Origin of the sequence: Gilliamella sp. wkB178 (assembly GCF_001690705.1) — a bacterium.
Lineage (GTDB): Bacteria > Pseudomonadota > Gammaproteobacteria > Enterobacterales > Orbaceae > Gilliamella > Gilliamella apicola_K.
This window is the reverse complement of record NZ_LZGK01000013.1, coordinates 268,370-284,531: the sequence shown is the minus strand read 5'-3', so window position 1 is coordinate 284,531 and position 16,162 is coordinate 268,370. Positions and strand designations below refer to the sequence as shown.

Sequence of the window (16,162 nt, the reverse complement as noted above, 5' to 3'; positions counted from 1 at the left end):
TATCCATAATAACACTATTATCTCCAAACTTAGATGAGTTGTTGTTTGCATTCATGGTACTAGGATTACTTCTGATATTTAATATCTTTTTATAATCCATAATGCAATACAAATAATTAGAAAGTTGACCGAAATTAATGTTATTTTATAAAAATCGAGGTGTTAATGACTTTTGATGAGATGCTAAATATTATGCGCTCAGGACAAATGTATAATGACCTTTCCCCAACATTAATTGAGGCAAGAAGGCAGGCGGTTTTACTGACTAACCAATATAACTCACTTTATGCGCAAGACGATAATAAACGCTATGCAATCTTAGAAAAACTATTTAAATCTGTTGGTGAAAATGTACTGTTAGAGCCTAATTTTCGTTGTGAATTTGGTTTTAATATTGCAATCGGGGATAATTTTTACGCCAACTTTGATTGTATTATTTTAGATGCTGCAAATGTTGAAATTGGTAATAATGTTCTGTTTGCCCCAAAGGTAGGAATATACACCGCTAACCATGCGATTAATGCTGAGGAGCGTGCAGCTGGTGGTTGCTATGCAAAACCAGTCAAAATTGGGGATAGGGTTTGGGTTGGAGCTGGGGTACATATCAATCAAGGTGTGAGCATTGGTGATAACACCATTATCGGTTCAGGGAGCGTGGTGACTAAAGATATTCCTGCTAATGTGATTGCCGCAGGGGTTCCTTGTAAAGTGTTACGGCAAATTACGGATGCTGATAAAACGGCCTACCTTGCTGATATAAAAAATACCTATTAGTTAATTATTGATGTTTTCAACAAAGGGAAAGATAGAATAAGCGCCGAGATACTTTCCTTAACTATACTGCCGGTATTAATAGTTACTGCCAGTTTCATCGGCAAATGATTATGGGGTAACTCATGGTCCCATGAAAATGGCATATATATGATTAAAAGAGAATAATCAACCAGTAATAAGTTATTTCATCATTAAAAATCCATTAATAATAGAAACACATAATAACTTAAATACTATTTTACAGATTAGATGAATTAATAACGAATTGAGGACTATTTAATTAAGTAAATTGCTTTATGTTGTTGGTTAGTAGTTATATTTTACTCACCCTAATACCTATAGGATTATTCATTGCATTATTTTTAGTTTAACACATCGTGTTTTACTATAGGTTGAACAAAATACCATAAGATTAATGCCATTAATGCAATACCACTCAAAGCAAGAAAGGAAGTTTCATAAGAAAAATAACGTGCCACCACTCCACCAATGCTTGTACTAAACGATGCTCCTATACCTTGTATAGTAATAAGAGCGGCTAACCCCGCATTAAAATGTCCTGTACCACGCAGAATCTTTTCAACTAAGCCAGGAATAGCAACACCAAGCAGACCGGCTCCAACACCATCAAGAATCTGAACGGGGAATACAACCCATGGAGAATGAAAACTTGCCGCAACAATTCCCCTTACTGGTAAAGCCACTAATGCTAATATTAAGATTAAATTATAACTATGCGTTTGTGACCATTTTGCAGCAAATAATGCCATCGGAATCATAGCAATTTGAGCAACGATAATTGTCATGGCAGTATAAGCCCCCGCACTATCAATCATATCTTCTGCCACCATTGATTGCCCTAGTAACGGTAACATTGCAGCGTTAGCCATATGAAATAAGGCTACAGTAATAGCTAGCAACAAAAGTGTTTTGTTACCTAGCACCTGAGTGAAACGAACTTTTTGCGTACTTTCACTATTATTACCACGAGCCTTTTTATAATCAATATGATTAGGGTTAATACCAATAACACACACCACAGAACAGATCGCTAATATACCCATTAATAAAAAAACTGCACTTAATCCATAAAAATAGCTGAAGATACCAGCAAGCAATGCCGATGAAGCATTACCTGCATGATTAAAAGCTTCATTTTGACCTAACTGATGAGCAAATCCGGAAGAGCCTACTATTCCAAGAGTAATGCCCCATATTGCAGGTGGTACAGCAGCACCGGCAATAGCTATTAACATTTGGGCAATAGCAGTAGTAACAAAATAGGGGTAAAAATAATTCACCGAACATGCAGCAATAATCAAAATTGAAGCTATTAGAATTAATGCGCGCTTGGCATGTATGGCATCAGCCAAGATCCCCATTGGAGTTGTTGCAATCATTCCCGCAAGACCACCAAGAGTCATCACATAACCAATATGATCGGGTGCCCAATTGTGTTGTTGCAAGAAAACCCCAAGAAAAGGTCCTAAGCCATCACGGACATCTGCTATGAAAAAATTCAACCAGTTCAACATAATAGTCGGATTCATTGTTAGCCCCAGTGCTTAAAATAAACCAGAAATCATATATGCTTATTATTTATGTATTAATTATATAAAATCATATTTATTTATCATAATGCAATATGTTCGTTAACGCATAGCATAAACATTTAGCTTCAGGTAATTTTTAATATATTAGTCATAACTCTAAGTGACTTGTTTTTAAAAATGACATTACGGCGTAATAAGCATGTTCATTAATTTTTGTAACGTGTCATAATCGTCGGCCTTAAGGCCTTGAGGTGAAACGTTATCCAACACTTGTGGAGTTTTCTTTATCGAAGGATTGACGTAAGCGTATACCTTATTACCATCGGTAAAAAAGTAATAGTAATCCACAACTACGGAAGATCCCATGCGACTATCACAGGGTTTGATAACATCGACAATTGATCCTAAAAAAATGGGCGTATCTTGGAATATATCACTACTAAGTTCGTCGGCACCAATAAAAATCCTATTTTTTTGAATTTCAATATAATCTTTAGTAGCTTTAAGATTAATCTTTTTTTCTTGAGGTTGCAGCTGATGTTCATGAAAAAGGTATTCCAATACATTATCAGAAAATACCACCGTGATAGGTCGATGCAGCTCCTCAGGATTTTTAACCACCGCTAAATCAAGTGGCTGGCGTTCTTGAATAAGATCCCAATTATCAGCATAAACTTTATCGTGATAGACATACACATCTTTGTACTTATTCAGGTAGGTTGCTTGTACGGGCGTGAAAAAAGCATCCTCCCCTTGTGGCAAAGTACGGTGTGCATAAAGCCAGAGCAGTCCATCTTTGGTATCAATGGAATCCCCTGAGTAACTAAGGTGAATTTCAGCTTTAGTAAAGCCATCATGCTTGCCTTGCAGATTAAACTGTTTGGTAATGTCTTGGTATATAAATCGTATATTAATCAGGTAAAAGGTATCATCATCATATAAGTAGTGATGTTGCTTATAAAAATCCAGTGACTGAACGAAATGTGTTTGTGAAGGTGACAGATGCGGTATTTCTTTAAGTCTATTTTCCCCTTCATAATAAATATACACTGCATGATCATCTTTTAATAATATTTCACCACGGTTAAAGTTGGCGATGATTGCCAGATTGCCTTTAAGTTCAGGTATTTTGTGTTTAATGCTTTGCCCATTATTTGCTAAAACAACATAATACCAGTCACCGGAAACCAGATAAAACTGGTTAGAAACAATTTTGCTAACTTCGTCCTCACGAAACAATGGGTTAACACCATTCTCTTTAACTGTATATAAAGATTTAGGTACAAGATAGTACATAGCATCTGTCAGGAAAAGTATATATTTACCATCATCAGAAATAACCCGAAAATCTTGACCTTTCACACCCTTTAAGAGCTCTTTATTCTGAGATACATAACTGACTTTATTGCTATCTTTAATCTTTTCTTGCAAAAACATGCTGCCATTTTCAACCAATAAGTTGTAATAACCTTCGACGGTATAGCTATAGCAGTGGCTTGCTTGTACAAGGCCAGCGAATACCAAACAGGTGATAGCTAATAGGATCGGTTGTACAAGATGTTTCATTATTGATGAACTTTTGAAAATGTTAACACTTGGCTAGTTTAACAAAGTAATTTACAAAAATTTAGGATTTTTTATCGCTTTTTCAAACAGGACTAAAGTATCTTGCGACTTGTTTAGCAAATTGCTTTGAATAAACTTATCCAAGTAGTTTAAACTCAAGCGCATTGAAAACTATGATTATAGTTATTTGCACTAACCGATTTTATACTGAAACATACCCTTCTCAGGAAACATCTTGACAAGCATTTTAATTGCTTTGCTTGTAATTAAATCTGTTTACCTATATTTATTGTTCTGATTAATGATTCGGCGGTGGCGGTTAGATATTGTTTGGCGTTTTTCATGGCATCGTCTAAATCTATCGGACCCGGGCAAATTGACCACATTGCTTGAATATTGTGCTGATATAACTCATGTGCCCCATTGCCTATTGATCCGGCTATGGCAACGGTTGGTTTGCCATATTGAGCGGCTAAATTGGCGACACCGACTGGTGCTTTACCAAAACTACTTTGGCGATCTAAACGCCCTTCGCCGGTGATCACTAAATCTGAATCACTGATATATTTACTGGCTTCTACTAATGTTAACACTAATTTAATTCCAGGTTTTAGTTTGGCTTGTGCATACCATAATAGCGCGGCACCCATGCCACCGGCAGCGCCGGTGCCCGGGAGTAAAGGAGTAGTGTCCCCTAATTTATTACTTACTACAGTGCTATATTGTGCCATGCCTTGTTCTAGTTGTTCTAATGTTGCTGCGGTTGCACCTTTTTGCGGACCATAAACATAAGTTGCCCCATTCTCCCCTAACAGGGGATTACTCACATCACATGAGGCTTCGAAATGGGTTTGACTGATAGCCGGATGAATACCGGTTATATCCATAGCGGCTACTCGGGCTAAATCTTTGCCAGTTGCTGGCGATGAGATGATTTGTTGATTATTATCGTAAAATTTGACGCCAAGCGCCTGAGCAAACCCCATGCCACCATCGTTAGTGGCACTGCCACCTAAACCAATGATTATATGGCGATAACCTTTATCTAATACTGCATTAACTAACTCACCTAAACCGTACGATGTGGCATGCAATACATTGCGATCTGACTTGGGCGTGAGTTCTAAACCACAGGCTTGTGCCATTTCGATGATGACGGTTTGTTGGTTTAACACTAAATACCCGGCTTGCACCGGTTTATTATAAGGGCCACAAACGGTTAACTGGTGATAGCAACTATTGTTACTTAATTCGGGATTGTCTAATAGAATGTCAATCAAGCCTTCCCCACCATCGGCAATTGGGAGTTTAGTTACATTAAAAGTCGAATCATAATTTAAGATACCCGCTGCAATCGCATCACAAGCTTCTTTGGCACTACAGCTCCCTTTAAACGAATCAATTGCTATCACTATTTTCATCATTGTTATTCCTTATTGTGGTATAGAATTGGTGTTCGCAAAAAATAATATAATTTTTAATAACCTAATTTCACCTTAAAGAAACAAAAGATGAATATCGTGTTGTGGTATAAAATCGGTTTTAATTGCTCTAAATTGGGTGGCGTTGATTTTTTGTAATGAGTCATCCCAACACAGTGATACTATTTCGTCAGGAGCCCTTTCAATGGTTAAGGTAAATGTCCCGATCGGTTTGGCCCAATTGGCGCCAGTGGTTAAGATGTAACTAAGTTCTTGTGACGACATAGTTGGTCGTTCAGGTTCTAATTTTGATTGTTTGAGTTTACGGATAAAATTATTATCTACACAAAAATTTTTATATTCATCTGTAGTTAAATCACTAAAGACGATAATACCACCCCCGACTAATGGGCTGTAATGATGTTCAACCTTAGTAATGGCATTAGCTTTGAACGTCTGTTGCCAGCTATAAATTACTTGCACCCCCCAACTATGGGTATCGGTAAGTTGCTGCAGTTTTGGGTTTGCGCAAGCCTCTATTATGTTATCAATTTCTTCTGAGGATTCGTTTCGAGTCCAAGTATTTAAGAGCATTGATTCGGTAACCCCACATTGCATGATTTCAGTTGTTACATCAATAGCATCACTGTGGTTAAAATCAAGGCTCAGCACTCCGTATTCATCTTTAATATCAGGATAAAAAGCGATTCTAACATGACGGTTAGGAGTGATCGCTTCACCATCAACCAAAACTTGGAAACTATTGAGCATGCGTTCAGTATCGGCATAATCACCTTCACCTAAGCCACTCATTACCGGCAATGGAAATACAATCGTTTCGGTAATATCATGATCGGTTAAATTTTTAAATTGATAAGCGACATCTATTTTATCCTTACTGATAAACAGATCCTCCGTTGCCATAGCAATATTGTTATTTTTAATATAATTGATCCCACCAGTACCCACATAACCGGTGCTGTCGTTGGCTAAGGTAGCAAACGATACTACTGCCAACCCCAATAAAAGCAATTTGTTAATCATGTTTTCACCACTAAAACTGTTATTAAATATTATGTTAACTTAAAATAATCAATATTAATAATAAAATAATTTATTTTAGATCATTGAGTTAATATTTGTTATTGGTGTTGCCAGCTAAATAGTTAATCTCTAACCTCCAACAGTCATAAATAAGCCCATTACGATTTACCTAATATCGATATAGCAAGAATTAGGCACACATTTGCACGGATCGCATATTTAAGCAATTAAATTGACGACTATAATTTTATGAGTATTGCAATTAATGCGGTTGAGTTTAGTCGAGTTAACAGTTTATTTTCTACTTACTTTGAGGGATTGAAAAAATGATAAAAAAAATGGTTGTAGCCGCAGTGGTAACTGCATCATTAGCTGGTTCTGCCGTCGCCGATGATTATCGCAAAAATCCGTTTACATTAACTTATGGTAATGCTATTACCGAAAATGTAGCCGGTAAAGTTAATATTCACCCTGTTACTTACCAACTTCATGGTATCCAAATTGCCGCCAATGTTTACAACTGATGCCAGCTCTTTTGCTTCAACACCTAAACAACAAAGTATAGTTTTGATTGCAGCTCTAACTGCACAAGGTGATCTTGAATCATTAGCACCAGCATTAGATATATTGTTTAAATTAACCAGCAAATATGATTTATTTAAATCAATTCAGAATTGTTATAACTATATATTGATACTTGCATCACTTTTATGAGTAGTTTTAGCTTCAGCAATCGCCTTATCAGGATTTTCTGCATCAACAGTATGAATAAGTTGATAACCCTTTTTGGTTAGATTGAGTTCTCTTAGCTTATTCCCTTGTCGACCCAAGACAATAGAAACAACTATGGCGAGTATATTCAAAAATGAGTCTAAAGCTGCGGCTGATTGGAGTTGGCTTTGTGAGTAATAGCCTGAGCTTGAAATAGGATCAAATGCCAAAGAAATAAAAAATAGCAGCACCGCGAGTCCGCAAAGGATACCAACAAGACCCCACAATCTTTTTATAATTGCCCATATAATACCAAAAAAGAAAGCCGGCCAAGACCAACCTTGTTTAACTGCTTCGATTCTACCATCCGGATGTTGGAAAACTTTATAACTTTTCATATCATTTAATAATTATATCGAAAAAAATTTATCGGTATTATATATGAATATTTTAACGATTTGTATCTTATTATAAAATTTTTTATCAAAATTTAGTTATTTAAGTTTAAATCCATATTCTTGAATCAAATTTAGCATATTCAAATTAAAGACAATGAACGGTAAACGGCATCTTTAATTTGCGTTGGGTAAAGGCCTGACATGCCTTCTATCGCTGTGTTAGTAAAAATGACAACCGCTAAATCTTGCTGGGGATCGTAAAACCAATTATGACCATATATTCCACCCCACTCTATTGTGCCTTTACCTTGTGGAGTTTGAGCTAGAGTTGGATTATCAAGTACCGCACCACCATAACCGAATCCCCAACCTGGGCCTTGAGTTGCATAATTACTACTTACATAGCATTGAGCCATTTTATCCATAAATTTTTGTTGGCTTATTGGATTATTTGTTGCGGTTAATGCTAATAAAAATTGCATAAATTCAGGCGCATTGCCAACCATTCCGGCACCACCAGATTGGTAAGCATGTTTATTGAATATGCGTTTAGGATCATAAGATAAAATGCCATTATTCCATGAGTCACCTAAATGCATAAAATATGGGCTTGGCATTGGCAACGGTTCAGGAGAGGCATCATAATAATGGGTCACTAACTGACTACTTTCAGAAACAGCAAAACCTGTTTGTGACATGTTTAATGGTTCAGTGATTAGTGTTTTAATGACCGTTGCTAATAATTGTTTGGTGGCAGCTGCCAATACCGCACCTAACACATCGAGGGCTAATGAATAGCACCAATTAGTACCCGGTGGGTAAATAAGTGTGGCTTGGGATAAGCGCTTAAGATTCTCGTCGATGCTTATAGCAATTTGGTCAAAGCCATCAGAAATCTGCAAAGAATTATAATTACCTTTACCATTAGGTTCGTCACACCGATACTTCAATCCTGCACTATGCGTCAGTAAATGATGTAAAGTTATAACCGGTTGCTCGCCACTAGCAAGTTTTGGTGTAAAATTAGGAAGATAATCGGTAACTGGCGATTGTAGATCCAGTACCCCTTGTTCAACTAACCGTAAAGCCGCCGCTGTCACTATTGGTTTAGTTACCGATGATAATAAAAATAGCAAGTCAGTATGCATGGGTATTTGCTGTTCGCGATTCGCATAACCACTCGCTTGTTGATAAATGATTTCACCATTTTTAGCCACTATAACGACAGAACCAACAATGCGTTTATTTTCTACAGCATCATGATTAACTTGATTAATAGTTGTCGCCATCGCAGTAGCTAAATGGTGAGAATTCATAATATATCCTTATATTGTATTGTTGCTTAAAAATTGTTATTACTTTTTATAAATAATATTACTCAATAATAACCTAATTTGATTAATCAATAAAATTAGCCTTTATCTAAAAATAATTAAGGAGAAATTCTTTAAGGCTTTATCACTTTACGGGCATAACACATTATTAAAAAATAAATTTTTAATAACATAATAAACACAAAAAAACCCTAGCTGAACTAGGGTTTGGTTTTAAATACCTTTTCAAAGATATTAGTTTTTATATTTAAGCTAGGTTATTTATTTTTAGCTTTATACTCATCATAGTATTCTTGAGCAAGTTTACGTAATGATAAACCGATAGCTGCATATTGGTATTCATTTAAATTAGCTAATGATGCCCGTGCAGAAGGATGTTGCACAGCAAAGCCTTTACCTGGTAATAATACCACACCAGTTTCATCGGCAATTCTAAATAGCAATTCAGTTGGATTTTTATTTTTTAAGATCCATTTAGCAAATTTATCGTCATACAATTCACGGCAAATGCTTTCAAGGTCGATCAAGGTGTAATAATCAACACTATTTTCATCCGATTTATGTTGTAAACCTAAATGTTGATAGAGTGATGCCGCTCGGCGACGGATTAGATTCTTCAATGTTGCTTTATAGCTTTGATCGCTATCCATCATTTCGCATAAGGCAAATAACACCATTTGTACTTGTTGTGGAGTAGAAAGACCAGAAGTATGATTTAATGCCACAGCTCGGCTATCAGCTACCAAACGATCAATAAATTTCAAATTTTGAGGATCGGTAACAATCGAACTATAACGTTTGTTTAAAACATCTTTGGCTTTCTTCGGTAAGGCTTTAATGGTTTTATCCACAATGTTATCGCGGGTCATGGCAATTACACCTAAACGCCAGCCTGTTGCGCCAAAATATTTAGAGAATGAGTACACTAAAATTGTATTTTTTGGACAGATGGCAAATAGTGATTGGAAATCATCAGCGAAAGTACCATATACATCATCTGTTAAAATGATTAAATCTGGGCGTTTTTTAACGATATCGGCAATAATTTGTAAACTTTTATTATCTATTTTTACTGAAGGTGGATTAGATGGATTGACCAAATAAAACGCTTTTATTGATGGATCTTCTAATTTACGTAATTCTGATTCCGGATATTGCCAATTAAGTTTAGGATCGGAATTAACTAATACTTCCACCAATTGATAATCATTTAATTCAGGGATTTCAAGATAAGGAGTAAAAATTGGCGCACCAATGGCAATTTTGTCGCCTTTTTCGATTAAACCATTTTCTTTCATGGAATTAAATATATAAGCCATTGCCGCAGTACCGCCTTCAACGGCGAAAAGATCAATTTCGTCGCGATGAAGATATTGAGCACCCATTTGTTCTAGAACATAGGCTTTAACGACTTCTTCACTAAAACGTAACATTCTATCCGGCACTGGATAATTACAACCTAAAATACCTTCTACCATTTCTTGTAGAAAAGCGTTTTCGTCTAATCCCAGTTGATCGCGAATATAAGAGAAGGCTTTACCCAAAAAGGCAACCCCTGGAGTTTCATAATTAAGACGAACAAAATGTTCAAAGCGACCAGTTAAACCAGCCTTAATCGGCATGCCACCTACACCTTCATTTAAGTAAGAATAAGACATTTCTGATTCTTGAAGTGCAAATACCCCAAGTTGGAAAAAGGCTTGACGCGGCCAAGTTGCTAGAAAATTAGGGTTACCACGACCAGCATTTAGCATAACCCGATCTGTGTGGCTTTGTGCTAGTTTAATTAAGTTATCTTTTAATTCAAAAGGACTTAAATTAGCATATTGAGCATAATCTGTTTTATTTTTCATAATCTGGATCCTTAATTTGACATATCAATTAAACAAAAGCCACAACCAATGGACCTAATAAAGTTAGGAATACATTAGCTAGAGCATAAGTAATAGCAAAAGAGTTGGTAGGAGTAGAATTACCCGCTTTATTAAGTACTTCACCAAATGCCGGATTGGCACTGCGTGCACCTGAAAGCGCACCCGCAAACACCGCCGCATTTTTATAACCAAGGACATATTTACCAAAATAGATAGCTAAAATCATTGGTAATAGAGTTACTACAATCCCAATAAGGAAAAGGGATAAACCTTGTTCACGAATAGTATTAATCGCCTGTAATCCAGAACTTAGACCAACAACCGCAACAAAACCTGCCAGACCAAAATCTTTTAATAATTGCAGTGCACCTGTTGGAATATTACCCATAGTTTGATGTAGGGAACGGTACCAACCAAATATTAAACCGGAAAGCAATGCACCACCACCAGCACCAAGAGTGATTGGAATACCACTAACCCGAATGACAATCAAACCAATAATCAGTCCAACAACTAATCCTAAACCATGGAAGATCCAATCAGTTTTTTCACTCTTAGTAATTGGTGCACCAATCCTATCAATGACACGTTTTAAATCACTATCAGCGCCATAAACAGTAATAATATCGCCCAATTGTAAATGAATATCGTCATTGAGATTAAGTGGTTGACCATCGCGATGAATAGCAATGAGATAAATACCATGTTTTAATTTCATTACCTCATCAGATGCCAATACTTGTTTTAAACTCTCACCGACATAACGAGTATTACGCATCTCTACATCTTGAGTATTCATAATAATATCCATGCCAGAAGCCGAGTTAACTTCAGAACCAAATAACTCATGCGCTTTAATCATGGCATTACGATGCCCTACCACTAAAATAATATCTTTGGCTTTTAAGGCAGTATCCGGAGCTGCTTCAATGATTTTATTACCACGTTTAATACGTTCAACACTGATACCATTTAATTTTTGTTCAATCTGAGCAACAGTTTGCGCAATATTATTTGTTATACGATAAAGGCGCCCACTAATATCAGACAAGGCTAAATTTTGATTGTTACCTAATAATAGCGATCCATTAAGTTGTTCGGCTTCAGCTTTCATAGCATCATCGCGAATATCCCGACCCATTATTTTTGGTAGAATATTCACACACACAATAATCGCACCTAAAGAACCGAATATATAAGTAACCGCATAGCCTATAGTAACATTACTTTGTAATTTACTAAGCTCATCCGCACTTAAACCAAGTTGTGATAAAGCATCGGATGCTGTCCCCATAATAGCTGATTGCGTTAAACCACCGGCGGCTAAACCTGCTGCTAACCCTTTATCTAAATTAAATATTTTAGCTAATACAACTACTGTAATTAACCCGGCAACAGCAATAAACAATGCTAAAAAGATTTCCCGCAAAGTTTTAACACCAAGGGAACGGAAAAACTGCGGGCCACTTTCAAAACCAACAGCATAAATGAATAATGCGAATAACACGGCTTTAACACCGGCATCAACGGTGACGCCAAACACACTTAATGCTACCGCGACTAACAATGAACCAGCAACGCCACCAAGTTGGAATTTACCGATTCGAATACCACCAATTAAATACCCTAAACTTAACGATAAAAACAAAAGAATTTCAGGTGAATGTTTAAGTCCATCTAAAATCCAATTCAAAAGCCATTGAAGCATGATAATTGTCCTCAAGCATAAAAAAAAGAAGTAAGAAAGAAATGTAGGGAATTGGAGCCGTATTCAGCAAATTTTGAATACAGTTATATATTAAACTGCTTATTAAATAATAGATAGTTAGTTTTAACGATTAATTATATCGTTAGAAGATCTTTTATTACTACTTTTTTATTGTAAGGAAAGATGATATGCAATGATTTGGTTAACGGCTAAACATTATAGAATAAAAATTATTGTTTCCATTAATATACTCATAAAATGAAGGTTATAAAAGGGCTTTTACAGCCCTTTTTCATGTCTAAGAAAAAGTCGTTCCAGACCTTTAACTACGTTTTTAGATAGCTTTTCTGATAGTTTTTGTTTGCGCTGGTATTTTACCGATATGATTTTATGTGACTCTAAATGAGATAGAATAAAATCATCACTGGTGCTAATTTCGTCGACTAAACCTTTGTCTTTAGCTTGGCTAGCAAACCAATGTTCACCGGTTGCCACTTGTTCTATATCCACATTTGGTCGGTATTCTTTAACAAAGTCTTTAAATAATAAATGGGTTTCTTCAAGTTCTTGTTTGAATTTCTGCCGACCTTCATCAGTGTTTTCACCAAACATAGTCAGTGTACGTTTGTAGGCACCGGCAGTTTGTAACTCAATATCCACATCATGTTTTTTAAGTAACCGATTAAAGTTAGGAATTTGCGCTACTACCCCAATAGAACCCACAATGGCAAAGGGGGCAGCCACAATTTTATTTGCAGTACAAGCCATCATATAGCCACCACTGGCAGCCACTTTATCCACCACTGCCGTAAAAGGAATTTCGCGAGTTCGAAAACGTAATAATTGTGAAGCGGCCAACCCATAACCATGAACCACACCACCCGGGCTTTCTAATTTAACCACTACTTCATCTTCGGGTTTAATAATAGCCAGCACCGCAGTAATTTCTTGACGTAATTCTTCAACTTCATGCGCATCCATACTGCCGTTAAAAGACAATACAAATAATTTAGCTTTTGCTTTATCAGATGTATCCTTTGTTGTTGGTGTTACAGGATCTGTTACAGTTGATTGGTTAGCAGATTGCTCATTATTTTTCGCGGCTTTCTTTTTCTGCTTAGCCGCAATTTTTGCTTGTTTCTTTTCCAGTTTTTTTTGTTTTTTAAGATCTTTAGTAAACAACTTTGCTTCAAGCTCATCCATACTTGACATCAGCATATCATCTTTGATTTGCTCATATTCTTTACTCACATCTTTGACGGATAAATGCCCGGCAGCAGTAGCTAGTTTCCGTCGTTGACTTAAAATAAAAACAAGTACAGCCAAAATAGCAATTACTACGGTGGCGGTTTCTGCTAAAAACAGCGAATATTCTGAAAACCAATGCATTTAATTATGATCCTTTTGATTGAATGATGGTTCTATTATAGCAATATAATCAATGATTGTGCCTAAATTTAATAAACACGCATTTGCTGCTTTATTCGGCTATTTAAATTATTTATACTGAGAGCCTGATTATTATTAGACGAGAACTAAAATGCCTTTACGCCCAATTACCGAAATTGCTGCCCAATGTAATATTCCTGAAGCCTATGTTTTACCTTATGGTAAACATGTTGCCAAAATTGATTTAGCCATTATCCAAGCAAATAAAAACCAACCTCAAGGTAAGCTGGTATTAGTTACTGCAATCACACCTACCCCGCTAGGCGAAGGCAAAACAGTTAATACTATCGGACTTAGTGAAGGATTAAATTACCTTGGTAAAAAGGCAATTGCCTGTATTCGGCAACCAAGTTTAGGGCCTGTTTTTGGGGTGAAAGGTGGTGCCGCAGGCGGTGGTCAAGCCGAAGTAATCCCAATGGAGACTTTAAATTTACATTTAACTGGTGATATTCATGCCATTACCGCCGCCCATGATTTAGCTTCAGCAGCATTAGATGCCAGGCTTTATCATGAAGATCGCCTAGGTGATGAATTTACCGCACAAACTGGTCTACCGCGTTTAAATATCGACCAAAATCGCATTGTTTGGAAGCGAGTTATCGATCATAACGATCGGGCTTTACGCCATATTACTGTTGGAGTGGGTGGTGGTGTTAATGGTATTGAGCGCCGTGATGGCTTTGAAATTACTGCGGCCTCTGAATTAATGGCAATTTTAGCTTTAGCTTCCGATTTACACGATATGCGGGCACGTATTGGTCGCATTATTTTAGCGTATAATACCCAAGGTGAAGCTATTACTGCCGAACAACTTGAAGTTGCTGGCGCGATGACGGTACTATTGAAAAATGCCATTAATCCCAACTTGATGCAAACTGTTGAAAATACCCCAGTATTAATTCATGCCGGACCATTTGCCAATATAGCGCATGGTAATTCGTCAGTGATTGCCGATCGCATTGCTTTGCAAGTTGCCGATTATGTGATCACAGAAGCTGGTTTTGGTTCGGACATGGGCATGGAAAAATTCTTTAATATCAAATATCGTCAAGCTGGTATTAAAGCTGCGTGTATAGTATTAGTCGCGACGGTACGTAGTTTAAAATCCAATAGTGGCAAATACAACATCAAACCAGGACAAGCTATACCTAAAGAAGTTTCAGAGTCTAATGTGGAACTACTGGAACTGGGTGCCGCTAACTTAGCTTGGCACATCAATAATGCCAAAAGTTATGGCCTACAAGTGATTGTTGCTATTAACCGCTTTCCACATGATAGTGAAGAAGAGTTGGCCTTTTTACAACAATATGCCATTGAACATGGTGCCTTTGCTTGTGAAGTGAGTGAAGCCTTTACTCAAGGTGGCAAAGGTACTGCAAAATTGGCTCAACATGTGATTAAAGCATGCGACATGCCAAGTGAGATTAAATTACCTTATCCGGATAATATGCCTTTAATTGATAAAATCCAAACTATGGTAAAAAAATATGGTGCCAATAAAGCCAATCTATCCGATCAAGCTTTAAAGAATATTCAGGAGATTGAAGCACTGAAGCTCGATCACTTACCACTTTGTATTGCCAAAACACCGATGTCGATTAGTGCTGATGCCAATTTAAAAAATGTACCTACTGACTTTGATGTTGATATTAGTCACCTAGCTATTTCGGCTGGTGCTGGTTTTATTCGGGTTTATGCCGGTAATGTTATGACCATGCCTGGGCTAGGTACTAACCCAGCTTATCGCCACATCGATATTGACAAAGATGGTAATATTGTAGGTTTAAGTTAATGCAAGAAGTTATCATGCAAAACCAACAAGTCTATAAAGCTTTTATTGATGAAGAAAATTGTATTGGCTGCGGCAAATGCATTCGCGTTTGCCCCACTGATGCGATCGTTGGGAGCAAACAAGTATTACACACTATTTTGCCCCAATTTTGTACCTCATGTAGTAACTGTATTAATACCTGCCCAACCGATTGTATTACTTTAAGTACACTAGGTACCGCATTAACAGTACAAGAAGAATTACAATTAACTGAGCAAAAACAGCTACGCTTAACTCAAAATCAACTAGTGCCGCCAACTATCTTATTCCAGCGGACAATGCCGGTTAACACCAATACTAACAAGCCAAAAGATCGTAAACAGTCAGTTGCTGATGCTATTGCCAGAGTAAGAGCTAAGAAAAACCTTACTGTTGCTTCACTAGCACCCAATGATATGGTAAATAGCCATGCTAACACCCCAACAGATCGCAAACAATTTGTTGCCGATGCTATTGCTAGAGTAAAAGCCCAAAAAAACCTCGCTAATTAGCGAGGCTT

At 36.8% G+C, this 16,162-nt stretch carries 12 protein-coding genes and 1 pseudogene; 4 read left to right on the top strand and 9 right to left on the bottom strand.

From position 1 onward, the window contains the following. Positions 1 to 165: 165 nt before the first annotated feature. Positions 166 to 774, top strand: a complete 609-nt coding sequence (locus A9G13_RS05540) for a sugar O-acetyltransferase (RefSeq protein ID WP_081301173.1) — start codon at positions 166 to 168, stop codon at positions 772 to 774. Positions 775 to 1,136: 362 nt separating this feature from the next. Here A9G13_RS05540 and A9G13_RS05535 read toward each other — a convergent pair whose 3' ends face one another. The 4 genes from A9G13_RS05535 to A9G13_RS05520 form a co-directional block, all read right to left on the bottom strand. Beyond that, the gene (locus A9G13_RS05535) at positions 1,137 to 2,324 is read right to left on the bottom strand and encodes an MFS transporter (protein ID WP_065556608.1); all 1,188 of its coding nucleotides are present in this window, start codon (positions 2,322 to 2,324) and stop codon (positions 1,137 to 1,139) included. A 186-nt stretch (positions 2,325 to 2,510) separates the two neighbouring features. Next, a complete protein-coding gene (locus tag A9G13_RS05530; protein WP_065556607.1) occupies positions 2,511 to 3,893 on the bottom strand; it encodes a hypothetical protein in 1,383 nt (460 codons plus the stop codon). A gap of 266 nt (positions 3,894 to 4,159) precedes the next feature. After that, positions 4,160 to 5,317, bottom strand: coding sequence for a glycerate kinase family protein (locus tag A9G13_RS05525; RefSeq protein WP_218059165.1), 1,158 nt, complete (start codon positions 5,315 to 5,317; stop codon positions 4,160 to 4,162). Between the two features lie 72 nt (positions 5,318 to 5,389). Further along, a complete protein-coding gene (locus tag A9G13_RS05520; RefSeq protein WP_081301172.1) occupies positions 5,390 to 6,358 on the bottom strand; it encodes a DUF4424 family protein in 969 nt (322 codons plus the stop codon). Between the two features lie 326 nt (positions 6,359 to 6,684). Between A9G13_RS05520 and A9G13_RS05515 the strand changes: the two are divergent. Further along, a pseudogene (locus tag A9G13_RS05515) lies at positions 6,685 to 6,876 on the top strand (alpha/beta hydrolase); the annotation flags it as partial. 165 nt (positions 6,877 to 7,041) lie between these two features. Here A9G13_RS05515 and A9G13_RS05505 read toward each other — a convergent pair. The 5 genes from A9G13_RS05505 to sohB all read right to left on the bottom strand — a co-directional run bounded on the left by A9G13_RS05505 (position 7,042) and on the right by sohB (position 13,772). Then, positions 7,042 to 7,467 carry a DUF2628 domain-containing protein gene (locus tag A9G13_RS05505; protein WP_065556604.1) on the bottom strand — a complete coding sequence of 142 codons (426 nt, stop codon included), beginning with the start codon at positions 7,465 to 7,467 and terminating at the stop codon, positions 7,042 to 7,044. Positions 7,468 to 7,607: 140 nt separating this feature from the next. Continuing rightward, positions 7,608 to 8,783: a serine hydrolase domain-containing protein gene (locus A9G13_RS05500; RefSeq protein WP_065556603.1), complete on the bottom strand. Its 1,176-nt coding sequence runs from the start codon at positions 8,781 to 8,783 to the stop codon at positions 7,608 to 7,610. 275 nt (positions 8,784 to 9,058) lie between these two features. Continuing rightward, positions 9,059 to 10,654 carry a bifunctional aspartate transaminase/aspartate 4-decarboxylase gene (locus tag A9G13_RS05495; protein WP_065556602.1) on the bottom strand — a complete coding sequence of 532 codons (1,596 nt, stop codon included), beginning with the start codon at positions 10,652 to 10,654 and terminating at the stop codon, positions 9,059 to 9,061. A gap of 28 nt (positions 10,655 to 10,682) precedes the next feature. Further along, the gene (gene aspT, locus A9G13_RS05490; RefSeq protein ID WP_065556601.1) at positions 10,683 to 12,383 is read right to left on the bottom strand and encodes an aspartate-alanine antiporter; all 1,701 of its coding nucleotides are present in this window, start codon (positions 12,381 to 12,383) and stop codon (positions 10,683 to 10,685) included. Positions 12,384 to 12,662: 279 nt separating this feature from the next. Then, positions 12,663 to 13,772 carry a protease SohB gene (sohB, locus tag A9G13_RS05485; RefSeq protein WP_065556600.1) on the bottom strand — a complete coding sequence of 370 codons (1,110 nt, stop codon included), beginning with the start codon at positions 13,770 to 13,772 and terminating at the stop codon, positions 12,663 to 12,665. 151 nt (positions 13,773 to 13,923) lie between these two features. On the opposite strand from sohB, the gene A9G13_RS05480 reads away from it, so the two are divergent. Continuing rightward, positions 13,924 to 15,624, top strand: a complete 1,701-nt coding sequence (locus A9G13_RS05480; RefSeq protein ID WP_065556599.1) for a formate--tetrahydrofolate ligase — start codon at positions 13,924 to 13,926, stop codon at positions 15,622 to 15,624. After that, positions 15,624 to 16,154, top strand: a complete 531-nt coding sequence (locus A9G13_RS05475) for an RnfABCDGE type electron transport complex subunit B (protein WP_065556598.1) — start codon at positions 15,624 to 15,626, stop codon at positions 16,152 to 16,154. The genes A9G13_RS05480 and A9G13_RS05475 overlap by 1 nt, the downstream gene beginning before the upstream one ends. The last annotated feature ends 8 nt before the right edge of the window (positions 16,155 to 16,162 follow it).